This window comes from Agromyces sp. NPDC055658 (assembly GCF_053618155.1).
Genome location: NZ_JBSHHD010000024.1, coordinates 1 through 21,673, shown reverse-complemented (window position 1 = coordinate 21,673; position 21,673 = coordinate 1). Strand labels below are relative to the sequence as shown.

Here is a 21,673-nt window from a genome sequence, read left to right as displayed (position 1 = left end):
TCGAACCCGAACGATCGGGTGCCGGGCGGGCGCGACGCGCAGGCTGGAGCGTGAAGGGAGAACCGTGATCGCTCTGCTCAACCGGCTCGTCGACACCGTCGAGGCGCACCTGTCCGACGAGCTCGACATCGCGGCGCTGGCCCGGAGTCTCGGCACGACCGAGTTCCACCTGCGCCGGATGTTCTCGTCGCTGGCGGGACTGCCGTTGTCGGACTACGTCCGGCGCCGGCGCATGACGGTCGCCGCGACCGACGTCCTCCACGGCGACCGGCTGCTCGACATCGGGGTCCGCTACGGGTACGGCTCGACCGAGGCCTTCGGCCGGGCGTTCCGCGCCGTGCACGGCGCCTCGCCCGCAGAGGTCCGGCGTCACGGCGGCCCCCTTCGCGCACAACCGAAACTCAGGTTCCGCCTGACCGTCGAAGGGAACGACACCATGGACACCCGCATCGCCGATCGCCCCGGCTTCCGCCTCGTCGGCCACGCCGCTCGCGTGCCGCTCATCCACGAGGGGGTGAATCCGCACATCCAGGCGCACATCGCCTCGTTGCCCATGGCCGAGCACGCCCGGCTCAAGGCGATCGGCGAGACCGAGCCGTCGGGCCTCCTCCAGGTGAGTGCCGTGGTCGACGCCGACTATCGCGAGGGCAGCGAACTGACCTACCTGCACGGCGTGGCCGTCGAGGCGGCGACGCCGGTACCCGAGGGGCTCGACGTGATCGACGTCGCACCGGGCGCCTGGGCGGTATTCCGCACGTCGGGCCCGTACCCGGCGGCACTCCAGAAGACCTGGGCGGCGACGGCATCGGAGTGGTTCCCCTCGAACCCGTGGCGACTGCGACCCGGCCCGTCGATCGTCGCCGTCGTCGACCGCGCCGAAGACTTCAGCACGGCGACCACCGAGCTCTGGATGCCGATCGAGCGGGAGTAGCCCGGACCGACGGATTCCCGCGCGGCATCAGCGGCAGCGCCGCGCTCGCGGTCGAGAATCGAAGCGTCACCGCCCGAGCACCGTTCGCGAAGGAGGCGCCGTGATCCCGCACTCGCATCCGGCGCGTCGCGACGCGATCGCGGGCAGTCCGGCGGCGCGGGTCGAGGCCCGGGCAGAACGCTGGGGCCTCGCCGCCCTCGTCGGCGGCCTGCTCATCACCGTCGTCGTCATGGCGGGCTCGCGGTGGTCGCTCGCGGGCGGCGGTCCGTCGCTCGGCAACCTCGCCGGGTGGATCGCATCGGCGTGCGCCGGGCTCGCCTTCGCGGCATCCTTCATCATCGAGTCGTGGCGCGGACACGCGCTGTGGCGACGCAGGCTGCCGATGGTGAAGCGCTTGATCGACCTCCTCGCGATGTCGCTCGCGATGGCGATGCTCGCCTATCTCGTGGTGCTCGCGGTGGCGAACCTGTTCCAGCTCGGGTTCCGAGGCCTCACGGTCGACGCGCTCGGCGGGGGAGCGCTCGCGGGCGCCGCGGCGGCGGCCGCGACGTATGCGGCGGCCCTGTCGGGCGCGCGCGTCACGACCGACGGCCTCGCGACGCTCGCGACGCTCGTGCTGTTCATCGGCACGATGGCGAGCATGCTCAGCTCGCCCGACGAGTCGTGGTGGCAGCTGCACTTCTCGCAGCTCGGCAACGTCGACGACAGCTCGGCGTACCGGTTCAACCTCGCGCTCATCCTGACCGGGCTCGTGATGACCGTGCTCGCGAACTACGTCGGGCACGACCTCGAGCTCGGGCTCGTCGCACGCGGCGTCGCGCCGGCCGGGCGCGTGCGCACGCTCGCCTGGTTGTTCGCCGGCATCGGCATCTGCCTGATCGTCGCCGGCGTCGTGCCCGATGCCGTGAGCGTGCCCCTGCACGTCGGCGCCGCGTCGGGCATGGTCGTCATCTTCGTGGTGTTCGTGCTGTGCGCGGTGCGGCTGCTGCCGGGGCTGCCCGCCGAGGTCGCCGGGTTCTCGCTGTTCGTCGTGATCGGCATTCTCGTGGCGGTCGTCCTGTGGGTGCCGATCGGCTACTTCAACCTGACGGGCACCGAGTTCATCGTCGCCGGCCTGCTCTTCGCGTGGCTCCTCGTCTTCGTGCGCGCCATCGGCGCGTATTCGCACGGCGAGCCGCCCGCCGAACCCGGAAGCTCGGCGGCGGCAGCGGTCCCCCGCTGAGCCGTTCGTCGTGCAGGGGGTTGACAGATGATCTGACGCGGCGGTTCAATGTCTTCACTCAGTGGAAAACGACTTCCGTATTGTGGAAACATGACGGAGGCCACGGACGAAGGACAAGCAGTGAGGCTTGAAGCATTCTCCTTGGGCTCGGGGGCGCGGTGCGTCGCATGAGCATGAAGATCACGAAGCGGGCGGCCCGGGTGCCGGGTGCCGGCACCGCGGACGCACCACGCCCCGAGGACGAGCGGCTGCCGCTCGCCACCTCATTCGCCTTCGGGCTCCAGCACGTGCTGACGATGTACGGCGGCATCATCGCCCCGCCGCTCATCGTGGGCTCGGCGGCCGGACTCTCGGCGAGCGACATCGGGCTCCTCGTGGCCGCCTGCCTCTTCGTGGGCGGCGTCGCGACCCTGCTCCAGACCATCGGCATCCCGTTCTTCGGGGCTCAGCTGCCGCTCGTGCAGGGCGTCTCGTTCGCGAGCGTCGCCACCATGGTCGCGATCGTCAACGGCAGCGGCATCCAGGCGGTCTTCGGCGCGGTGCTCGTCGCCGCGGCCATCGGGTTCCTGATCACGCCGATCTTCTCGAAGATCATCCGGTTCTTCCCGCCCGTCGTGACGGGCACCGTGATCACGATGATCGGCCTCTCGCTGCTGCCCGTCGCCGCCAACTGGGCGATGGGCGGCAACCGCGAAGCCGAGGACTACGGCAGCATGGCGAACGTCGGGCTCGCCGCGCTGACCCTCCTCGTCGTGCTGCTGCTCTCGAAGCTCGGCAACGCCGCGGTCTCGCGCCTCTCGGTGCTGCTCGCGATCGTCGTCGGCACCCTCGCCGCGATCCCGCTCGGCATGGCCGACTTCTCGAACGTCGGCACCGGCCCGGTCTTCGCGTTCCCGACGGTGTTCGCCTTCGGGCCGCCCGTCTTCGACCTCGCCGCGATCGTGTCGATGCTCATCGTCGTGCTCGTGATCCTCACCGAGACCACCGCCGACATCCTCGCGGTGGGCGAGATCGTGGGCACCAAGGTCGATGCGAAGCGCATCGGCAACGGACTGCGCGCCGACATGCTCTCGAGCATGATCTCGCCGCTGTTCAACTCGTTCCCGCAGAGCGCGTTCGCGCAGAACGTCGGCCTCGTCGCGATCACCGGCATCAAGAGCCGCTTCGTGGTGAGCGCGGGCGGCGCGATCCTGATCGTGCTGGGCCTGCTGCCGATCCTCGGGCGCGTCGTGGCCGCAGTCCCGCCCGCGGTGCTCGGCGGCGCCGGCATCGTGCTCTTCGGCACCGTCGCGGCGAGCGGCATCCGCACGCTGTCGAAGGTCGACTACCGCGGCAACATGAACCTCATCATCGTGGCGACGTCGATCGGCATCGGCATGCTGCCCATCGCGGCGCCGGCGTTCTACGATGCCTTCCCGAGCTGGTTCTCGACGATCTTCCACTCGGGCATCTCGTCGGCCGCGGTCTCGGCCATCCTCCTGAACATCCTCTTCAACCACATCAAGGCGGGCAACTCGAAGGACTCCTCGGTATTCGTCGCATCGCCGCCGCGCATGGTGCGCGAGGAGGAGCTCACCGCCCTCGAAGACGGCGACTACTACATGGGAGGCAAGCTCATCGCGGCCGACGGCCGCGAGGTGAAGATCATTCCGACGGGCAGCATCCCGGCGATCCTCGACGACGACGATCCGCCGGGGCGCGCCTGACGGGGGTGCAAGACCGCGCCGTCGCCCGGTGCCGGCGGGGTGGCGCCGGGCGATGGCGCTGCCATGTCGGTGGCACCTCACTAGACTTCTGACGTCACATTCGATTTGGGGGACATGCCACCATGCAGAAAATCATGAAGACCACCGCGATCCTGTTCGCCGGTGCACTCCTGTTCACCGGTTGCGCCTCGAACGGCGGCAACGACGGCGGCAGCACCGCTGCCGCCGACGAGTGCGAGACCGTTCGCGTCGCCGTGCGCGACATCTCGAACGGCGCGCAGAACGCCGTCATCACGGGCACCGAGCAGGCGGCCGTGCTCGAGAAGCTCGACGGCTACGAACAGCGTCTCGACGACCTCGCCACCGAGTACGCCGACGACGAAGACATCTCCGCAGCGATCGCAACCCTCCAGGAGAAGGTCACCGCGGCAGAGGACTACGCGAAGACGCTCCCGACGGCGCCCGACGAGAACTTCGAGGCCGACGCCGACGCGCAGGCCGCCGTCACCGGCGACATCCAGGCTGCGTCCATCACGGTCACCCAGGCGTGCGAGGGCGAGTAACGCCTCCGCTGCACTCCTGCGAACGCGCGGCACCCGTCCATCGGGTGCCGCGCGCTTTCGTCTGCCGACATGGTGCCGATGCCGCGTGCGGGGCGGTGCCGTGCCGTGCGGTGCGTCCGGTGATCAGGCCGACTTCGTCTTCTTGGGCTTGTCGGCCGCCGACTTCGCCTTCGAGGACGATTTCGGCTTCGCCGAGGCATCCGCCTTCGACGTGCTCTTGCCGCCCGACTTCGCGCCGCCCTTGCCGCTCGCGCCGCCCCGCTTGTCGGCGATCGACCGACGCAGTGCCTCCATCAGGTCGATGACCTCGCCGCCTTCGCCCTCCTCGGGCTCCTCGCCGAAGGTCGCGGCGGTGTCGAGCGCCTCGCCCTGCTCGAGCTTCGCCTCGATGAGGGTGCGCAGCTCCTTCTGGTACTCGTCGACGTACTGCTCGGGCTCGAAGTCGGAGACGAGGCTCTCGACGAGCTGCTTCGAGAGGTCGAGCTCCTTGGTCGAGATCTTCACGGGCTCGTCGAGGGAGGCGAACTCGGCCGCGCGCACCTCGTCGCTCCAGAGCAGGGTCTGCACGACGAGCACGTCGCCCCGAACCCGCAGGGCGGCGAGGCGCGTCTTCTGGCGCAGCGCCATCTGCACGATCGCGGTGCGGTCGGTCGACTCGAGCGTCTCGCGCAGCAGCACGTAGGCCTTGTTCGACGCCGAGTCGGGCTCGAGGTAGTAGCTCTTGTCGAGCATGAGCGGGTCGATCTGCTCGCTCGGCACGAACTCGACGACCTCGATCTCGCGGCTGCGCTCGGCGGGCAGCGACTTCAGGTCGTCGTCGGTGATGACGACGGTGCGCTCGCCGTCGTCGTAGGCCTTGTCGATGTTCTGGTAGGCGACGACCTTGCCGCACACCTCGCACTTGCGCTGGTACCTGATGCGCCCGCCGTCCTCGTCGTGCACCTGGTGCAGGGACACGTCGTGGTCTTCGGTCGCGCTGTACAACTTGACGGGCACATTGACGAGGCCGAATGTGACCGCCCCCTTCCAGACGGCTCGCATACCCACCAGTACACACCCGAGGGATGCCTGGGCGATACCCCCGCGCTCTGCCCGCCCGCCCGCCGCTGACGTCGTGCCGAGTCGCGCGGCCGGGCGGAGATGACGCTCGCGCCGCGACCCGGCAGGATGGGGGCATGGCCGAAGGGGAGCGGCAACTCGTCGAGGTCGACGGCCGGAGGCTCAGGCTGACGAACCTCGACAAGGTCATGTATCCCGAGACGGGCATGACCAAGGGCGAGGTGATCTCGTACTACGCCGAGATCGCCCCGTTCATGCTGCCCCACGTCGCGGGTCGTCCGGTCACCCGCAAGCGCTGGGTGCACGGCGTCGGCACCGAGGACGACCCCGAGACGCCCTTCTTCGAGAAGAACCTCGCCGGGCACGCCCCCGAGTGGATCAGGCGGGGGGTCATCCAGCACTCCGACGGGCCGAAGACGTACCCGATCGCGGGCGACCGCGCCACGCTCGTGTGGCTCGCCCAGCAGGCCGCCCTCGAGCTGCACGTGCCGCAGTGGCGCTTCGCGGCGGACGGTTCGGCGGCCGACCCCGACCGCATGGTGTTCGACCTCGACCCGGGCCCCGGCACGGGGCTCGCCGAGTGCGCCGAGGTCGCCCGCCACGTGCGCGAGCTCATCGGCGGCATGGGGCTCGACGCGATGCCGGTGACGAGCGGCAGCAAGGGCATCCACCTCTACGCGGCCCTCGACGGCGGGCAGACCTCCGAGCAGGTGTCGGCCGTCGCGCACGAGCTCGCCCGCGCCCTCGAGGCCGACCACCCCGAGCTCGTGGTCTCGAGCATGCGCAAGTCGCTGCGCACGGGGCGCGTGCTCATCGACTGGAGCCAGAACAACGGCAAGAAGACGACGATCGCACCGTATTCGCTGCGCGGCCGGCATCGGCCGACCGTCGCGGTGCCGCGCACGTGGGAGGAGCTCGACGACCCGGGACTGCGGCACCTCGAGGCCCACGAGGTGCTCGAGCGGGTCGCCGAGCAGGGCGACCCCATGTCGCACCTGGGGGATGACTCGGGGCCCGACCCGCTCGCGACGTACCGTTCGATGCGCCGGGCGGGGCGAACGCCCGAGCCCATGCCCGCCTCCGGTGCTCGGCCACCGGGCGAGGGTGCGCGGTTCGTCATCCAGGAGCATCACGCGAGGCGGCTGCACTTCGACCTCCGACTCGAACGCGACGGCGTGCTGAAGAGCTGGGCCGTGCCGAAGGGGGTGCCCGAGAGCTCGGGCACGAACCACCTCGCCGTGCAGACCGAGGACCACCCGATCGAGTACCTGACGTTCCAGGGCTCGATCCCGAAGGGGGAGTACGGCGCAGGCTCGATGACGGTCTGGGACACAGGGGTCTACGACGTCGAGAAATGGCGCGACGACGAGGTGATCTTCACCCTCGAGGGGACCACAGGAGGCCCGCTCGGGCGGGTGCGGCTGGCGCTCATCCGCACCGACGGCCGTGGCGAGAAGAGCTCGTGGCTGCTGCACCGCATGAAGGAGCAGGGCGGCCCGGTCGGTCGAGCAGCGACGGAGGGGCGTATCGAGGCCACCGGTTCCGAGGTCGGATCACCTGGCTTCGATACGCGCCCTCCTTCGTCGGGCGCTGCGCAACCGGCGGGTCGTGCTCCTTCGTCGCTCGCCGCTCGACCACCGGCGGGCCGGGTCGCGGAGAAGCCCATGCTCGCGACCGCGGGCACGCGCGGCAGGCTGCGCGGCGGCGATTGGGTGCTCGAGTGGAAATGGGACGGCATCCGAGCCCTTGCCCGGGTCGAACACGGTGAAGTGCGCCTGCACAGCCGCAACGGCGTCGACGTGACCGCCCGATATCCCGAACTGCACCGACTGCCCGAGATCGTCGACGGCGACGCCCTGCTCGACGGCGAGATCGTCGCGCTCGACGAGGCCGGTCGTCCGTCGTTCGGCGTGCTCCAGCAGCGGATGGGACTCACCAAGGCTCGCGAGATCGCCGCCGCCGCGGCATCCGTGCCGGTGCGACTGCTGGTGTTCGACGTGCTCGAAGCGGGAGGCGAGGCGCTCGTCGACGAACCGTACCTCGAGCGCCGGGCGCGGCTCCAGGCGCTCGTGCACCCGCGCCGCGGCATCCCCGTCGAGGTGCCGGCCCCCGCCGAGGGTTCGCCCGAGGAGGCGCTCGAGGAGAGCCGGCTGCTCGGGCTCGAGGGGATCATGGCGAAGCGGGCCGACTCGCCGTATCGCCCGGGCGTGCGCACCGACGACTGGCTGAAGCTCAAGCTCACCCGCACGCAGGAGGTCGTGATCGGCGGGTATCGGCGCGGCGTGGGCACGCGTCAGGGGCGCATCCGGTCGTTGCTCGTCGGAATCCCGGGCGACGACGGCCTCGAGTACGCGGGGCGCGTGGGCTCGGGGTTCCGCGAGCGCGAGCTCGACCGGCTGCTCGAGCGGCTCGACGGGCTGGCGCAGCCGCGCTCGCCGTTCATCGAGGTGCCCGCCGCCGACGTCGGCGACGCGGTGTGGGTGCGCCCCGAGCTCGTGGGCGAGATCGAGTTCGGCGAGTGGACGGGCACGGGCGTCGCCCGCCACCCGCGCTGGCGGGGCCTGCGCCCCGACAAGTCGCCCGCCGACGTGCGCCGCGAGGACTGAGCCCGCGCCCACCCTCACACACGGGATCGAGTCGCCGAAAACTGCGCTTCCGCGGCCGGCGAAGGACACCTTCTGGCGACTCGCGCCGGTCGCGGGCGGCGACCTCGCGGCGCGCGCCGAGCTCACCCGGCGAACGCGGAGCCGTCGAGCAGGTCGAGCAGGCGGCGCTCGCGATCACGACCGGATGCCACGACGGCGCCCCGTTCGTACGCCTCGACGATGCGCGGGTCGACGTAGCTCGCACGCGCGATGGCCGGCGTGTTGCCGAGCGCCCGCGAGGCCTCCTCGATCGCGTCGCGCACCGAGGCGGCCCGTGCCCGTGCGCTCGTCGCGGGCCCGAGCGCGGCGAGGTGCTCGGCGGCGACGAGCGTGCCGCGCAGCGTGCGGAAGTCCTTCGCCGTGAACTCGCCGCCGGTGCGAGCGCGGATGTCGTCGTTCACGTCGGAGGGTGAGGCGGCGCGCATCGTGCGGCCGTCCGCCCACGCGTACAGCCGCGCCGCCGCCGAGCGCCCTCCGGCCTCGCCGACGAACCGGGCCAGCTCGGCGTCGGCGACCCGGAGCTCCTGTGCGATGCCGCCCTTCGCGCGGAACCGGAAGCGCACGGTCTCGGCCGTCTCGAGGGCGGCGTTGCGCACGAGGAGCGTCGTGAGGCCGCGATTGCGGAAGCCCGCGAGCGACTCCTCGGAGCCGATCCGGATCCCGCCCAGGTCGAGCGTCGTGAACGCGGCCGCGAGCACGCGGGCACGAGGCATCCCCTCGGTCGCGAGGTCGCCGCGCGCACTGCGGCGTGCCGTCGGCAGCACGCGCGCGAGCTCGGCCATGCGCTGGAACTTCTCGGCGTCCTGCCGCTCGCGCCACGCCGGGTGGTAGAGGTACTGGCGGCGGCCCGCGGCGTCGACGCCGACGGCGAGGATGTGCGCGTTCGCGGCGTCGGCGATCCACACCTCGTTCCATGCCGGCGGAACGGCGAGGTCGGCGATCCGCGCACGCTCCGCGCGTCCGGCGGCACCGCCGTCGGTGTGGACGTAGCTGAAGCCGCGCCCCCGTCTCACCCTGGTGTACCCGGGTGAGACGTAGGGCTCGACCCGCTTGAGGCGCGGCATCCCCGGCGCACCAGGCCGGCGCGCTCAGTGGTTGCGCAGGGCCGAGATGAGCTCGGACTTGCGCTTGTCGCTGTAGCCGTGCAGGCCGAGTTCCTTCGCGCGGCGCTTCAGCTCGTCGACCGTCCACTCCTCGTAGTCGCCGTGCTGGCCGCCCTTGCGGCCGACCGCGCTGCGCCCCTGCTTGGCCGCCGCGTTCGAGATGCGCGCGGCCTTCTCCTTCGAGGCGCCGTCCTCGCGGAGTTCCTCGTAGAGCTCGGGATCCTTGAGCGATGAGTTCCTGCGTCCGGGCATCGTCCTCTCCTTCCTCCCCGCCTGCTCAGAGCGGGCGTCCGCCGGTGACCGGCACGATCGCGCCCGAGGTGTACGACGCCTCGTCGGAGGCGAGGTACACGTAGGCGCCGGCGAGCTCGGCCGGCTGGCCGGCCCGGCCGATGGGCGTGTTCTTGCCGAAGCCGGGAAGCTTGTCGGGCCATCCCGTCGCGGGGATGAGCGGGGTCCAGACCGGTCCCGGCGCCACGGCGTTGACCCGGATGCCTCGTGGACCGAGTTCTTCCGCGAGGGCGTAGGTGAACGCCACGAGCGCCGCCTTCGTCATCGCGTAGTCGACGATCGCGGGCGACGGGTCGGAGGCCTGGATCGAGGCGGTCGTGATGATGCTCGACCCCGGATCCATCCGCGGCACCGCGGCGCGCGCGAGGTAGACGGGGGCGAACAGGTTCACGCGCATCACGTCTTCGAAGTCGTCGCTCGGCACCCCCTCGATGCCGCCGCGATCGCGCTGGTGCGCGGCGTTGAGCACGAGCAGGTCGATCCCTCCGAACGCCTGCTCGACCTGTTCGATGAGCTTCACGCAGTACGCCTCGTCGCGGAGATCGCCGGGCAGCAGCAGTGGGTCGCTGCCGGCGTCCGAGATCCAGACGCCCGTCTCGTCGGCGTCGGCCTGCTCCTCGGGCAGGTAGGCGATCGCGACCCTCGCACCCTCGCGGGCGAAGGCGATGGCGACGGCGCGCCCGATGCCCGAGTCGCCGCCCGTGATGAGGGCGCGGCGGCCCTCGAGCCGGCCGCTCCCGCGGTAGCTCTGCTCGCCGTGGTCGGGCAGCGGGGCCATCGCCCCGGTGAGGCCGGGCGGTTCCTGCTCCTGCCGCGGGAACCGGTCGGTCGTGTGCTTCGTCGTCGGGTCGATGAGCTGGTCAGACATCTCGCCTCCTTCGATCCACGCAACCGTAGGCAGAGCGACGGGTGCGATGGCAGGGGATTGACATGCGGGGCTTCGCACGTGTGGGATGTGCGCAGGCCGCTCGTCCCGACTCCGGGCCCCCAGTGCGGCGGAGAGGAATACGGTGATCCTGTGGGCACTCTCTACTACGGCGACTCGGGTACCCCGATCGGCATCGAAGACCGCGCGCTCGCGCATCTGAAGGTCGCGATCATCACGAAGCTGCGCCGCGGTGAGAGCTTCACGCTCTCATGGCGGCATGCCGACGAGCAGCCGCGGGGTCGCAGCACGCTGTGGCTGCACGCGTCGATCCCGCTGCGATTCGTGTTCGACGAGCCCGAGCCGCCTGAACTGAGTCGCAAGTGGATCGAGGACCTCATGCGATCGGCGAACACCACGGGTGGCATCCTGCTGATTCCCGAGCATCTCGACACCGACCCGATCGAGACCATCGCGGAGCAACCGGTGCAGGTCGGCGTCGACGTGCAGGAGATCGCGGGCGGCGACGGCGGCGACGAGGCGGGTTCCGCGCGCAAGGACGCACCCGTCGCTCCGGTTCCGGGGTCGTGACCGGCCGCCGGTCGGAGCAACGGGCGCCGTCGCCCGGCTGACGCGCTCAGGTGACGATGTCGGGATCGGCGCCGCTGACGCCGTCGTCACCGGTTCGCCGGGGCGACCGGCCGGGTACGTATCCGCCGTCGCTCGTCGCCTCGCCCCCGTGGACCTCGCCGCGCCACGCGCCGGTCTCGCTTCCGCGTCGCTCGACGAACTCCTTGAAGCGGCGGAGGTCGTTCTTGACCTGCAGGTCGTCGATCTGCAGCACGGCGCCGGCATGCTCGACGAAGCCCTCCGGCTCCCACTCGAGCTCGAGGTCGACGCGCGTGCGATCCGCCCCCTCGGGCGTGAACTCGACGCGCCCGCGGTGCACCACCTCGCCTGAGCTCCGCCACGCGACGTGGTCGTCGGGCACCTGGTCGCCGATCTCGGCGTCGAACTCGCGGCGCACCCCGCCGATCGAGACCACCCAGTGGGTGAGCTCGTCGTCGAGCTGGGTGATCGACTCGACGCCGGTCATGAACTCGGGAAAGGACTCGAACTGCGTCCACTGGTCGTAGGCGACCCGGATGGGAACCTCCACCTCGGTCGTCGCCGTCACGGTCGTCGTCATGGTCGTTCCTCCGTTCCACTGCGTTCGCCGGGCGCGATGGGAGCCCGGCAGGCATCGCGTGCCTCGTCGAGCACGTTAGGCGGGGCCCCGCCGAGCGGCGAGGGGCTTGCCGCTCGGCGTCGGTGCTGGTAGACGGGAACCAGGGCACGCATCCGGTGCGGGTCCGCGGAGGTGATGGCGTATGGAAGGCCATGACGAGGGCCTGCCGGCGATCGAACGCTGGTGGCCGCATCTCTCCATCAGGGCGCGGCATCGCGTGCTCGACGACCTCACCGGCCCGCTCGACGAACTGGTCGTCGCGGAGATCGTGGCCATCACCGGGGCGTCCGCGCCCGACCGCCTCACCGAGGCGGAGCAGCGGTTCGTGCTGACGCAGATCGAGGCGGTCGACTGAGCCTCGGCCGGCCGCTCACTCGCCGTCGAACTCTTCGTTCTCGTCGGGCTCGGGAACGTTCTGGAGACCCGCGGTGCTGTTCGCCGAGAGGAGCATCTGCTCGACCCAGAGCCGGTTGAGCTTCGGGGGCCGGTTGCCGCTGAACACGAACTGCAGCGGGATCGACTCGTTCAGCCAGAGTGTCGTGCGCCCGCTGCCGTTGGCGATGCCGTGCTCCCAGGTCATCGCGAAGCTCTCGGAGCGGCGCAGCTTGTTGATGATCGCGATGCGCAGGTGGGCGAGGGTGCGGTCGTCGATGTCGAGCTCGCGGTTCGACGAGTTGTAGATGAGCTTGCCCATGCTCGAACTCTAGTCCCGCGGCAGGGTGCGAGGGGAGGGGCTCAGGCGCCGGTCTCGTGGTGCGGAGTCGCGACCGGCTTCGACTCGGGCGAGCCGCGCTGGCGCAGCAGCACCGACGCCCCGACGATCGCGGCGACGGCGAGGAACTCGCTCTGCCAGTTCTGCATCGACTCGAACCAGAACTGGGCGGTGCCGAGGTACTCCCAGGCCGTCACGCCGGGCAGGCCGTGCAGCGCCTGCTCCTCGGAGTACGCCTCGGCACCGCCGACGGCGTGCAGCACGAACGACAGCCCGAAGAGCACGAAGAAGAAGATCGCCAACGAGTTCTCGTACAGCACGAGCACGAACCCGCCACGGCGCACGGGCCACGGGGTGTCCGGCCCGACGGTCGCGTCGCGGGGGTCCTCGTCCTGCGGGGTCTTCTTGCCGAGCGGCTTCGACTCGCTCGACCCCTTCTGGAACAGGAAGACCGTGAGCACGACGTAGGCGCCCATCTGCAGGAACTCCGACTCCCAGTTCTCGAAGGTCGCCTCGACGAACTGCCCGGAGCCCAGGTACTCGAAGAGGCCGACCGCGCTCGCGCCGTGATCGAGCCGCTCCTCGTTGGCGACCTGGAACCCGCTGGCGGCCATGCCCGCCATGCAGAGGACGAAGACGGCGAGGCACACGATGATCAGGGCGTGCTCGTGCAGCCAGCGCACCGCTCGCCGCTCGCCGGGTTTCGCGGCGGGCGCCTCGGTCGCGTCCTTCGTCATGCCGACCCCCTCGGCTCGATGCTGCCGTCGTGCCGGGCGCGCGGGCAAGGGGTTGACGAGGCATCCCCTAGCGCCTCGAGATCTTGTCGAGTTCTTGCAAGCATTCGCGTAGCATTGCCGCCATGTCGAGAAGGCTCGCGGACGTCGCACGCAAGGTCGGAGTCAGCGAGGCGACCGTGAGCCGCGTGCTCAACGGCAAGCCGGGTGTCTCGCCGTCGACGCGCGACGCGGTGCTCACGGCGCTCGACGTGCTCGGCTACGAGCGCCCGACGAAGCTGCGCGGCGAGCGGGCCCGCCTCGTCGGGCTCGTCATGCCCGAACTGCAGAACCCGATCTTCCCCGCGCTCGCCGAGGTGATCGGCGGCGGGCTCGCGCAGAACGGCTTCACCCCGGTGCTCTGCATCCAGACGGCGGGCGGCATCTCCGAGTCCGACTACGTCGAGCTGCTGCTGCACCAGCAGGTGTCGGGCGTCATCTTCGCGGGCGGCGCGTACGCCCAGGCCGACGTGAACCACGACCACTACGAGCGGTTGCGCGAGCTCAAGCTGCCGACGGTGCTCGTGAACGCGCCGATCGACGGCATCGGCTTCGCGACCGTGTCGTGCGACGACGCCGTCTCGACCGAGCAGGCGCTCGGCCACCTCGCACAGCTCGGCCACGAGCGGATCGGGCTGCTGCTCGGGCCGAGCGACCATGTGCCGTCGCGGCGCAAGCTCGCGGCCGCGCTCGCGACGGCCGAGCGGCTCGGCGTCGACCTGCCCGATGATCGCATCGTGCACTCGTTCTACTCGCTCGAGTCGGGGCAGACCGCGGCCGCGAAGCTGCTCGCGGCAGGGGTCACCGGCATCGTCTGCGCGAGCGACCCGATGGCGCTCGGTGCGGTGCGGGCCGCCCGGCGGGCCGGGCTGCGCGTGCCCGAGGACGTGTCGGTGATCGGCTTCGACGACTCGGCGCTCATGAACTGCACCGAGCCGCCGCTCACGACGGTGCGCCAGCCGATCGAGTCGATGGGCAGGATGATCATCGAGCTGCTCATGCGGCAGATGTCGAGCGAGCGCACGATCGGCGACGAGGTCTTCTTCGCGCCCGAGCTCGTGGTGCGCGGGTCGACGGCGCCGGCGCCGGCGCGGTCGGTCGGGTAGCGCGAACCGCGTATCGAGACCACCGCTCCGCGCGCCGCTGGTCTCGATACGGCGCCGCGCGCCCACTCGACCGACCTGTTCGTGCAAACGACTGCCGCAAGTCGACGCAAGCTGTCGCAAATCTGTGCTCGATTGTTGAATAGTTGCATCATTCTGTTGCTCTCATTACGTTGAGGCGCATCGACGCCGGCGTCTCCCACGGTCCGGCGCGAAGCCCGCCCGACTCGAGGAGAACGACCGCGTGACCATGCCACTCACCGCCGCCGGAACCGTGCCGCCCGCCCTCGCGCACGATCCGCTCTGGTGGCGCAGTGCCGTCATCTACCAGGTGTACGTGCGCAGCTTCGCCGACTCCGACGGCGACGGCACGGGCGACCTGCGCGGGGTGCTCAGCCGCCTCGACTACCTCGCCGACCTCGGCGTCGACGCCCTCTGGTTCAACCCCTGGTACCCGTCGCCCCTCGCCGACGGCGGCTACGACGTCGCCGACTACCGCGATATCCACCCGGCTTTCGGCACCCTCGCCGACGCCGAGGAGCTCATCGCCGAGGCGGCGGCGCGAGGCATCCGCACCATCATCGACATCGTCCCGAACCATGTCAGTTCCGAGCACCCGTGGTTCCGCGAGGCGCTCGCCGCAGGCCCCGGCAGCCCCGAGCGCGAGCGCTTCTGGTTCCACCCGGGCAAGGGGCCGAACGGCGACGAGATGCCGACGCACTGGGTGTCGAACTTCCAGGGCGACACGTGGACCCGCACGGTGAACCCCGACGGCACTCCGGGGGAGTGGTACCTGCACCTGTTCACCCCCGAGCAGCCCGACCTCAACTGGAACCACCCCGAGGTGCGCGCCGAGCACGAGGACATCCTGCGGTTCTGGTTCGACCGCGGCGTCGCGGGCGTTCGCATCGACTCGGCGGGCCTGCTCATCAAGGACCCGGCGCTCGGCGAGGTGCCCGAGACGGTCGCGCCGGGGCAGCACCCCACCGAGGACCGCGACGAGGTGCACGAGGTCTACCGCTCGTGGCGGCGCATCGCCGACTCGTACGACGGCACGCGCGTGCTCGTCGGCGAGGTCTGGGTGCCGGATGCCTCCCGCTTCGCGGCCTACCTGCGGCCTGACGAGATGCACACGGCGTTCAACTTCGACTTCATGTCGCGCCCCTGGCAGGCTGACGAGCTCCGTGCCTCGATCGACCTCATGCTCGCCGCGCACGCGCCCGTCGGCGCCCCGAGCACCTGGGTGCTGTCGAACCACGACGTCACGAGGCCGGTCACCCGCTACGGGCGCGACGACTCGTCGTTCGCGTTCGCGAAGAAGCGCTTCGGCACCCCCACCGACGTCGAGCTCGGCACGCGCCGGGCCCGGGCGGCGGCCCTGCTCACCGCGGCACTGCCGGGCTCGCTCTACCTCTACCAGGGCGACGAGCTCGGCCTGCCCGAGGTCGAACTGCCGCGCGAGGTGCTCGAGGACCCGATGCACTTCCGTTCGGGCGGCGTCGACCCCGGCCGCGACGGCTGCCGGGTGCCGCTGCCGTGGCGCGGCACCACGGCCCCGTTCGGGTTCGGCCCCGACGTGACGACCCCGTGGCTGCCGCAACCCGCAGAGTGGGCGTCGCTCACCGTGCAGGCCCAGCAGGCCGATCCCTCGTCGATGCTCTGGCTGTACCGACAGGCGCTCCGCCTGCGCAAGCGCGAGGCCGCCCTCGGCGACGGCGCGCTGACCTGGATCGACGCGGGAACCGACGTGCTCTGCTTCCGCCGGGGCGACGACCTCGTCTCGATCACGAACCTCGGAGGGGCGCCGATCGCCCTGCCCGAGCACGAGAGCATCCTGCTCGCGAGCGCCCCGCTCGAGGCCGGTCTGCTCCCGAGCGATGCGACGGCCTGGCTGCGCGTCGCGCCGGTGCCGAGGCATCCCTGAACCGCACCACCGCACCATCCCTGAACCGCACCATCCGCACCACCCAGCACAGCACCGAAAGGAACAGGACAATGAAGTCATCACGCAGCATCGCGATCGCGGGGCTCACCGCGCTCGTGGTCGCCGGCTCGCTCGCCGCCTGCAGCGCCGACTCGGGCGGCGACGACGGCAAGCTCGAACTGCGCGTCGCCACCTTCCCGCCCGGCGCCGACCAGGCCGCCTACGACGCCTTCGCCGAGCAGGAGAAGCAGTTCGAGAAGGCCAACCCCGACATCGACGTCGTCGGCCTCGAGTACGAATGGACGGCGCCGACCTTCGCCGCCCAGCTCGCGGGCGGCAGCCTGCCCGACGTCTTCACCGTGCCGTTCACCGACACGAAGACGCTGCTCGAGAACGGCCAGCTGATGGACGTGACCGACGAGCTGAAGGAGCTCGGCTACTCCGACAAGTTCAACCCGATCATCCTCGAGGAGGTCACCGGGAGCGACGGCCGGATCTACGGCTTCCCGCGCCAGGCGTACGCCAACGGCCTCCACTACAACCGCGACCTGTTCGAGCAGGCCGGGCTCGACCCCGACAGCCCGCCGACCACGTGGGACGAGGTGCGCGCGGCGGCGAAGACCATCGCCGAGAAGACCGGCAAGGCCGGGTACGCGACGATGGCGGCGGGCAACACCGGCGGCTGGCAGCTCTCGGTGCAGGCCGACTCGCGCGGGGCGTCGCTGCAGCAGGCGAACGACGACGGCAGCTACACGTCGACCATCGACAACGACGCGACGAAGGCGACGCTCGAGTACCTGCACGACCTCCGCTGGGAGGACGACTCGATGGGGGCGACCTTCGACCTCGACTGGGGCAGCATCAACCAGGAGTTCGCCGCCGGCAACCTCGGCATGTACACCTCGGGCTCCGACGTGTACACGGCGCTCGTGCGCGACTTCGGCATGAGCCCCGACATCTACGGCCTCACCGTGATCCCGACGGAGAACGGCGGCGGCGTGCTCGGCGGCGGCGACATCGCCGTGATGCCGCCGACGCTCGACGACGAGACCAAGGCGGCCGCGGTCGAGTGGATCGACTGGTACTACATGCAGAAGCTCCTGAACGAGGACGCGGCGGTCGCCGACGCGAAGGCGCTGGCGGAGTCGGACCAGGCGGTCGGCACCCCGGTGCTGCCCGTGCTCGACAAGGAGACCTACCTCGAGTCGCAGGAGTGGATCGCCCCCTACGTCAACGTGCCGCTCGACCAGATGGCCGGATTCACCGAGGGCATCTTCGAGCAGACGCCGGTGGGCGAGTTCAAGGGGCAGACGCAGCCGATCTACGCCCTCATGGACAACCTCGTGCAGGCCGTGCTGACCGATGAGAACGCCGACATCGACGCGCTGCTGAAGCAGGTCGACGTCGACGCCCAGGCCCTGCTCGACCAGTGACCACGATGATCGAACGGGATGCCGCGGCGGAGGCCCTGCCGCGGCATCCCGGGCCCTCGAAGCCGAGTGCGGCGGCGCGCCGCCGTCGCCGCACTCCGGTCACCTGGGTGCGCGGCGGCGGGCTGTGGAACCTCGCGTTCCTCGCGCCCATGCTCGTCGTGTTCGGGGTCTTCAGCTGGGGCCCGATCGCGCAGGCGGTCGTCATGAGCTTCCAGAAGACGAACCTGATCACGCCGCCCGTGTGGGTCGGGCTCGACAACTTCGCACGTGTGCTGAGCGACCCGAACCTCGGCACCGCGGTGCTCAACACGCTGTACTTCGCCGGTCTCGCGCTCGTGTTCGGGTTCCCGCTGCCGATCCTCATGGCGGTGCTGATGAGCGAGGTCCGCCGCGGCAAGGGCCTGTACAGCGCCCTGGCCTACCTGCCCGTCGTCGTGCCGCCCGTCGTCGCGGTGCTGCTCTGGAAGGTGTTCTACAACGCGAGCCCCGACGGGGTCTTCAACACCGTGCTCGGCTGGGTCGGGATCCCGCCCCAGCCGTGGCTGCAGTCGTCGGTGACGGCGATGCCGTCGCTCGTCATCGAGGCGACGTGGGCCGCCGCCGGCGGGTCGATCATCATCTACCTCGCGGCGCTCATCGCGGTGCCGCCCGAGCTCTACGACGCCGCCGAGGTCGACGGCGCCGGCATCTGGCGCAAGATCTGGCACGTCACGCTGCCGCAGCTGCGCGGCATCCTCTTCATCATGCTGATCCTGCAGGTCATCGGCACCGCGCAGGTCTTCCTCGAGCCGTACCTGTTCACGGGCGGCGGACCGAACAACTCGACCCTCACCGTGCTGCTGCTGATCTACCGCTACGCCTTCCAGAACAGCCTCGGCGGCGACTACGGGGAGGCGACCGCGCTGAGCCTCATGCTCGCGGTCTTCCTGGGCCTGCTGAGCTGGCTCTACTTCAAGCTGACCGACCGTTGGAGCACGAATTGACCACCGCGCAGGGCACGGCCCCCGCCACGACGGCGGATTCCATCACGCTGCGCGCACGCCTGTCGCGGATGACGCGGCGCGGCCGGGGTGCCAAGGAGGACGGGGGCGACCGGGGCATCGTCTCCGAGCACGAACGGGGGCGCGGCGGCGTCCGCGCGTCGATGGGCGCGATCCACGTGTTCCTCTTCGCCGGGCTCGTCGTCGCCGGGCTCGGCCCGCTCCTGTGGCTCGCCAAGGCGGCCGTCACGCCCACGCAGGACACGCTCACCCAGCCGTTCGCACTCTGGCCGAACGGCATCGACTGGGCGAACCTCGAGCAGGCGTGGAACGACATCCACATCGACCAGTACTTCCTCAACACGATCTGGGTGGCGGCCGGATCGTGGTTCTTCCAGCTGCTGATCGCGACGACGGCCGGCTACGCGCTGTCGATCCTGCGGCCGAAGTACGCGCCGGTGCTGAACGCGCTCGTGCTCGCGACGCTGTTCATCCCCGCGGTCGTGCTGCTCGTGCCGCTGTACCTGACGATCCTGCACCCGCCGCTCATCGACACGTCGCTGCTCAACACGTACTGGGCGGTGTGGCTGCCGGCCGCGGCGAACGCGTTCAACATCCTGCTCGTGAAGCGGTTCTTCGACGGGCTGCCGCGCGAGGTGTTCGAGGCGGCCCGCACCGACGGCGCGGGGCCCTTCCGGGTGTTCTGGTCGATCGTGCTGCCGATGTCGAAGCCCATTCTCGGCGTCGTCTCGGTGTTCGCGGTGATCGCCGCCTGGAAGGACTTCCTCTGGCCGCTGCTCGTGCTGCCCGATCCCGCGGTGCAGCCCCTGTCGGTGCGCCTGCCGGCGGTGCAGTCGCAGACCGAGCTCGACGTGTTCCTCGCGGCGCTCGCGATCTCGACGCTCATCCCCGTCGCGCTGTTCCTCGTGTTCCAGCGGCTGTTCCTCCGCGGCGCCGGTCTCGGCGGCGCCGTCAAGGGCTAGGCCGTGGCAGTGGCAGTGGCCGTGCCCGTGCCCGTGCCCGTGCCCGTGGCCGTGCCCGTGCCCGTGCCCGCTCGGACGCCCGGGCGATTCGGGCGCCTCGGTGCCCTCGCCGCGGCATCCGAATCGTCTCGAGGCCCGAATGTAGGAACTTCTGCCGAAGCGGCGGCGTGTCGCCGCCTCGGCGCGGGGTGTCCCACGATTCTTCCTACCGTCGCGACCGTCGCGACCGTCGCGACCGTCGCGCGCGAATCGGTCGAGGCGGCGGTGGGATGCCTCGGGGCCCGCGCGACCCTCGATTGGCGAACCGACGCGGCTTGGGTTAGAGTTACGTGGTTGCCTGATCGCGAAGCCTGCGGCAGGCGGCATCTGATGCGCCCGTAGCTCAATGGATAGAGCATCTGACTACGGATCAGAAGGTTGGGGGTTCGAGTCCCTCCGGGCGCACGGAAGAAGGCGGTTCGCAGCATGCGAGCCGCCTTCACTGTTTTCCGGGAGTGCCCGTGACGTGCTCCGCTGAGAACGCTCACCCGTGGGGGTGATGGACACAGTGGAGGGTTCGTCGCGCTTCGCTGGACACAATGTCGGGGCTCGGCGGTTCGCGATCGGGTAGCGTCACCCTGCTCGACAACGAAGACCCGAGAGGATCGATGATGACCCGAACCGCCACGATGGCGAACCCGACGCTGAAGCGCTCGCTCGGCCTATGGGCGATCGTCGGCCTCGGCCTGGGCTACATGACGCCGATGACCGTCTTCGACACGTTCGGCTACGTCTCGGAGGCGAGCGGTGGTGTCGTGCCGCTCGCGTACCTCGTCGCGCTCGTCGTGATGATCTTCACCGCGATCAGCTACGGGCGAATGACCCGGGTCTATCCGTCGGCCGGGTCGGCGTACACGTACGCCTCGGAGACGATCCACCCCAACGTCGGCTGGATCGTCGGCTGGACGGCCCTGCTCGACTATCTCCTGCTGCCGCTCGTCAACGCGCTGCTCGTGCGCCAGTACCTCGAGTCGTTCTTCCCCGAGGTGCCGGGCTGGATCTGGGTCGTCGGCTACGTCGCGGTGATCACCCTGCTGAACCTCTGGAGCATCAGCTCGACGTCGCGGGTCAACGCGACGCTGCTCATCTTCCAGATCGTGCTCATCGGCGTGTTCATCGTGCTCGCCTGGAACGCCCTGAACCAGGGCGCGGGCAACGGCACGCCGTTCAGCCTCGAGCCGTTCTGGCACGCGAACGTGCAGATCATGGCGGTCGTGAGCGCGGCGACGATCGTGTGCTTCTCATTCATCGGCTTCGACGCGATCACGATGTACACGGAGGAGGCGAAGGACGCGCACACCGTGCCGAAGGCGATCGTGCTCGCCCTCGTGCTCGGCGGGCTCATCTTCTTCACCGCCGCCTGGTTCACCCAGTCGCTCTTCCCGACCGACGCGGGCTTCGAGGGCACGGCCCTGCCCGAGATCGCGAACTCGGTCGGCGGCATCATCTTCCAGATCTTCTTCGTGTCGGCCGCGGTGGCCGCAGCGGTCGCGTCGAGCCTCGCCTCGCACGCGAGCGTCTCGCGCATGATCTACGTCATGGGTCGCAACGGCACCGGGCCGATCTCGCACTTCTTCTCGTTCGTGCACCCGAAGTTCCGCACGCCGGCCGTCGCCGTGATCTTCGTCGGCATCGTCTCGCTCGGCGCCGCCGTCGCCGACCTCGACTTCATCTTCACGCTCATCAACTTCGGCGCGCTCATCGCGTTCACGATCGTGAACCTCACGGTGATCCTGCACTTCGCCGTGCGCAACAAGCAGGTCAAGGGGTTCGCGCAGGTCTTCCGCAACATCGTGCTGCCGCTCATCGGCATCGCCCTCACCGTGCTGCTCTGGCTCAACCTCAGCGGCGACGCGATGCTCTACGGGATGCTCTGGCTGGCGGTCGGCTTCATCGGGCTGGCCTCGATCACCCGCTTCTTCAGCCGCAACCTGCGCATGTCGTTCGAGGAGGACGCGGTCATCGCCGAGGGCGACGAGGGCGAGGCGGCGCTCAACGAGGCCGACCGCGAGGTGCTCCACGAGCACGAGCAGGGCGGCGAACCGCGCCCCTGACGCGGCACGCCGCCGGGGTGTCCGCCCCCCAGAACGGAAGCGGCCCCGCCCTGTGAGGC

The 21,673-nt window shown here is 70.4% G+C and carries 19 protein-coding genes, 1 tRNA gene and 1 pseudogene; 14 read left to right on the top strand and 7 right to left on the bottom strand.

Annotation, left to right across the window (positions count from 1 at the left end; all coding sequences use genetic code 11):
- Positions 1 to 64: 64 nt before the first annotated feature.
- The 4 genes from ACWGPE_RS12470 to ACWGPE_RS12455 all read left to right on the top strand — a co-directional run bounded on the left by ACWGPE_RS12470 (position 65) and on the right by ACWGPE_RS12455 (position 4,422).
- A complete protein-coding gene (locus ACWGPE_RS12470; RefSeq protein ID WP_452048802.1) occupies positions 65 to 931 on the top strand; it encodes an AraC family transcriptional regulator in 867 nt (288 codons plus the stop codon).
- Positions 932 to 1,031: 100 nt separating this feature from the next.
- Positions 1,032 to 2,153, top strand: a complete 1,122-nt coding sequence (locus ACWGPE_RS12465; RefSeq protein WP_231428921.1) for a DUF998 domain-containing protein — start codon at positions 1,032 to 1,034, stop codon at positions 2,151 to 2,153.
- A gap of 173 nt (positions 2,154 to 2,326) precedes the next feature.
- Entirely contained in the window at positions 2,327 to 3,859 is a 1,533-nt protein-coding gene (locus tag ACWGPE_RS12460) for a nucleobase:cation symporter-2 family protein (RefSeq protein ID WP_452048820.1), read from the top strand.
- A 134-nt stretch (positions 3,860 to 3,993) separates the two neighbouring features.
- Positions 3,994 to 4,422 (top strand): hypothetical protein, encoded by a 429-nt coding sequence (locus tag ACWGPE_RS12455; protein WP_231428920.1) that lies wholly within the window; start codon positions 3,994 to 3,996, stop codon positions 4,420 to 4,422.
- 123 nt (positions 4,423 to 4,545) lie between these two features.
- Here ACWGPE_RS12455 and ku read toward each other — a convergent pair whose 3' ends face one another.
- Positions 4,546 to 5,463: a non-homologous end joining protein Ku gene (gene ku / locus ACWGPE_RS12450; protein WP_275506096.1), complete on the bottom strand. Its 918-nt coding sequence runs from the start codon at positions 5,461 to 5,463 to the stop codon at positions 4,546 to 4,548.
- Positions 5,464 to 5,597: 134 nt separating this feature from the next.
- Between ku and ACWGPE_RS12445 the strand changes: the two genes are divergently transcribed.
- Entirely contained in the window at positions 5,598 to 8,087 is a 2,490-nt protein-coding gene (locus ACWGPE_RS12445) for an ATP-dependent DNA ligase (protein WP_452048801.1), read from the top strand.
- A 122-nt stretch (positions 8,088 to 8,209) separates the two neighbouring features.
- Here ACWGPE_RS12445 and ACWGPE_RS12440 read toward each other — a convergent pair whose 3' ends face one another.
- From ACWGPE_RS12440 to ACWGPE_RS12430, 3 genes are read right to left on the bottom strand one after another with little or no spacing between them, the layout of a single operon-like run.
- Complete coding sequence (locus ACWGPE_RS12440) at positions 8,210 to 9,190, bottom strand: DNA topoisomerase IB (RefSeq protein ID WP_452048800.1); 981 nt, start codon at positions 9,188 to 9,190, stop codon at positions 8,210 to 8,212.
- A gap of 24 nt (positions 9,191 to 9,214) precedes the next feature.
- Complete coding sequence (locus ACWGPE_RS12435; RefSeq protein WP_231428916.1) at positions 9,215 to 9,481, bottom strand: DUF7218 family protein; 267 nt, start codon at positions 9,479 to 9,481, stop codon at positions 9,215 to 9,217.
- A gap of 25 nt (positions 9,482 to 9,506) precedes the next feature.
- Positions 9,507 to 10,388 carry an SDR family oxidoreductase gene (locus ACWGPE_RS12430; RefSeq protein WP_231428915.1) on the bottom strand — a complete coding sequence of 294 codons (882 nt, stop codon included), beginning with the start codon at positions 10,386 to 10,388 and terminating at the stop codon, positions 9,507 to 9,509.
- A 150-nt stretch (positions 10,389 to 10,538) separates the two neighbouring features.
- On the opposite strand from ACWGPE_RS12430, the pseudogene ACWGPE_RS12425 reads away from it, so the two are divergent.
- Positions 10,539 to 10,844: pseudogene (locus tag ACWGPE_RS12425) on the top strand (DUF7882 family protein); the annotation flags it as partial.
- A 178-nt stretch (positions 10,845 to 11,022) separates the two neighbouring features.
- On the opposite strand, the gene ACWGPE_RS12420 reads toward ACWGPE_RS12425, so the two are convergent.
- On the bottom strand, positions 11,023 to 11,574 hold the full coding sequence (locus tag ACWGPE_RS12420) for an SRPBCC family protein (protein WP_308191602.1): 552 nt from the start codon (positions 11,572 to 11,574) through the stop codon (positions 11,023 to 11,025).
- A 181-nt stretch (positions 11,575 to 11,755) separates the two neighbouring features.
- On the opposite strand from ACWGPE_RS12420, the gene ACWGPE_RS12415 reads away from it, so the two are divergent.
- On the top strand, positions 11,756 to 11,968 hold the full coding sequence (locus ACWGPE_RS12415; RefSeq protein ID WP_231428914.1) for a hypothetical protein: 213 nt from the start codon (positions 11,756 to 11,758) through the stop codon (positions 11,966 to 11,968).
- Between the two features lie 15 nt (positions 11,969 to 11,983).
- Here ACWGPE_RS12415 and ACWGPE_RS12410 read toward each other — a convergent pair whose 3' ends face one another.
- Together ACWGPE_RS12410 and ACWGPE_RS12405 are read right to left on the bottom strand one after the other, a co-directional pair.
- Positions 11,984 to 12,307 (bottom strand): DUF7882 family protein, encoded by a 324-nt coding sequence (locus ACWGPE_RS12410; RefSeq protein ID WP_452048799.1) that lies wholly within the window; start codon positions 12,305 to 12,307, stop codon positions 11,984 to 11,986.
- 41 nt (positions 12,308 to 12,348) lie between these two features.
- Positions 12,349 to 13,062, bottom strand: a complete 714-nt coding sequence (locus ACWGPE_RS12405; protein ID WP_231428912.1) for a DUF6766 family protein — start codon at positions 13,060 to 13,062, stop codon at positions 12,349 to 12,351.
- A gap of 122 nt (positions 13,063 to 13,184) precedes the next feature.
- Here ACWGPE_RS12405 and ACWGPE_RS12400 point away from each other — a divergent pair, with 122 nt between their 5' ends.
- From ACWGPE_RS12400 to ACWGPE_RS12370, 7 genes are all read left to right on the top strand, one after another.
- The gene (locus tag ACWGPE_RS12400; protein ID WP_452048798.1) at positions 13,185 to 14,204 is read left to right on the top strand and encodes a LacI family DNA-binding transcriptional regulator; all 1,020 of its coding nucleotides are present in this window, start codon (positions 13,185 to 13,187) and stop codon (positions 14,202 to 14,204) included.
- Between the two features lie 247 nt (positions 14,205 to 14,451).
- Positions 14,452 to 16,125 carry a glycoside hydrolase family 13 protein gene (locus ACWGPE_RS12395; protein ID WP_452048819.1) on the top strand — a complete coding sequence of 558 codons (1,674 nt, stop codon included), beginning with the start codon at positions 14,452 to 14,454 and terminating at the stop codon, positions 16,123 to 16,125.
- A gap of 71 nt (positions 16,126 to 16,196) precedes the next feature.
- On the top strand, positions 16,197 to 17,558 hold the full coding sequence (locus ACWGPE_RS12390) for an ABC transporter substrate-binding protein (protein ID WP_452048797.1): 1,362 nt from the start codon (positions 16,197 to 16,199) through the stop codon (positions 17,556 to 17,558).
- Between the two features lie 5 nt (positions 17,559 to 17,563).
- Positions 17,564 to 18,541 (top strand): carbohydrate ABC transporter permease, encoded by a 978-nt coding sequence (locus ACWGPE_RS12385; RefSeq protein ID WP_275506776.1) that lies wholly within the window; start codon positions 17,564 to 17,566, stop codon positions 18,539 to 18,541.
- A 68-nt stretch (positions 18,542 to 18,609) separates the two neighbouring features.
- On the top strand, positions 18,610 to 19,521 hold the full coding sequence (locus ACWGPE_RS12380) for a carbohydrate ABC transporter permease (protein ID WP_452048818.1): 912 nt from the start codon (positions 18,610 to 18,612) through the stop codon (positions 19,519 to 19,521).
- Between the two features lie 371 nt (positions 19,522 to 19,892).
- A tRNA-Arg gene (locus tag ACWGPE_RS12375) sits at positions 19,893 to 19,965 on the top strand.
- A 206-nt stretch (positions 19,966 to 20,171) separates the two neighbouring features.
- Positions 20,172 to 21,614, top strand: coding sequence for an APC family permease (locus ACWGPE_RS12370; protein ID WP_452048796.1), 1,443 nt, complete (start codon positions 20,172 to 20,174; stop codon positions 21,612 to 21,614).
- Positions 21,615 to 21,673: the final 59 nt, after the last annotated feature.

Coding starts and splice junctions, on each gene's coding strand:
- ACWGPE_RS12460 (WP_452048820.1), top strand. CDS start 2,327: ATGAAGATCACGAAGCGGGCGGCCCGGGTGCCGGGTGCCGGCACCGCG.
- ACWGPE_RS12455 (WP_231428920.1), top strand. CDS start 3,994: ATGAAGACCACCGCGATCCTGTTCGCCGGTGCACTCCTGTTCACCGGT.
- ku (WP_275506096.1), bottom strand. CDS start 5,463: ATGCGAGCCGTCTGGAAGGGGGCGGTCACATTCGGCCTCGTCAATGTG.
- ACWGPE_RS12445 (WP_452048801.1), top strand. CDS start 5,598: ATGGCCGAAGGGGAGCGGCAACTCGTCGAGGTCGACGGCCGGAGGCTC.
- ACWGPE_RS12440 (WP_452048800.1), bottom strand. CDS start 9,190: ATGCCGCGCCTCAAGCGGGTCGAGCCCTACGTCTCACCCGGGTACACC.
- ACWGPE_RS12435 (WP_231428916.1), bottom strand. CDS start 9,481: ATGCCCGGACGCAGGAACTCATCGCTCAAGGATCCCGAGCTCTACGAG.
- ACWGPE_RS12430 (WP_231428915.1), bottom strand. CDS start 10,388: ATGTCTGACCAGCTCATCGACCCGACGACGAAGCACACGACCGACCGG.
- ACWGPE_RS12420 (WP_308191602.1), bottom strand. CDS start 11,574: ATGACGACGACCGTGACGGCGACGACCGAGGTGGAGGTTCCCATCCGG.
- ACWGPE_RS12415 (WP_231428914.1), top strand. CDS start 11,756: ATGGAAGGCCATGACGAGGGCCTGCCGGCGATCGAACGCTGGTGGCCG.
- ACWGPE_RS12410 (WP_452048799.1), bottom strand. CDS start 12,307: ATGGGCAAGCTCATCTACAACTCGTCGAACCGCGAGCTCGACATCGAC.
- ACWGPE_RS12405 (WP_231428912.1), bottom strand. CDS start 13,062: ATGACGAAGGACGCGACCGAGGCGCCCGCCGCGAAACCCGGCGAGCGG.
- ACWGPE_RS12400 (WP_452048798.1), top strand. CDS start 13,185: ATGTCGAGAAGGCTCGCGGACGTCGCACGCAAGGTCGGAGTCAGCGAG.
- ACWGPE_RS12395 (WP_452048819.1), top strand. CDS start 14,452: ATGCCACTCACCGCCGCCGGAACCGTGCCGCCCGCCCTCGCGCACGAT.
- ACWGPE_RS12390 (WP_452048797.1), top strand. CDS start 16,197: ATGAAGTCATCACGCAGCATCGCGATCGCGGGGCTCACCGCGCTCGTG.
- ACWGPE_RS12385 (WP_275506776.1), top strand. CDS start 17,564: ATGATCGAACGGGATGCCGCGGCGGAGGCCCTGCCGCGGCATCCCGGG.
- ACWGPE_RS12380 (WP_452048818.1), top strand. CDS start 18,610: ATGACGCGGCGCGGCCGGGGTGCCAAGGAGGACGGGGGCGACCGGGGC.
- ACWGPE_RS12370 (WP_452048796.1), top strand. CDS start 20,172: ATGACCCGAACCGCCACGATGGCGAACCCGACGCTGAAGCGCTCGCTC.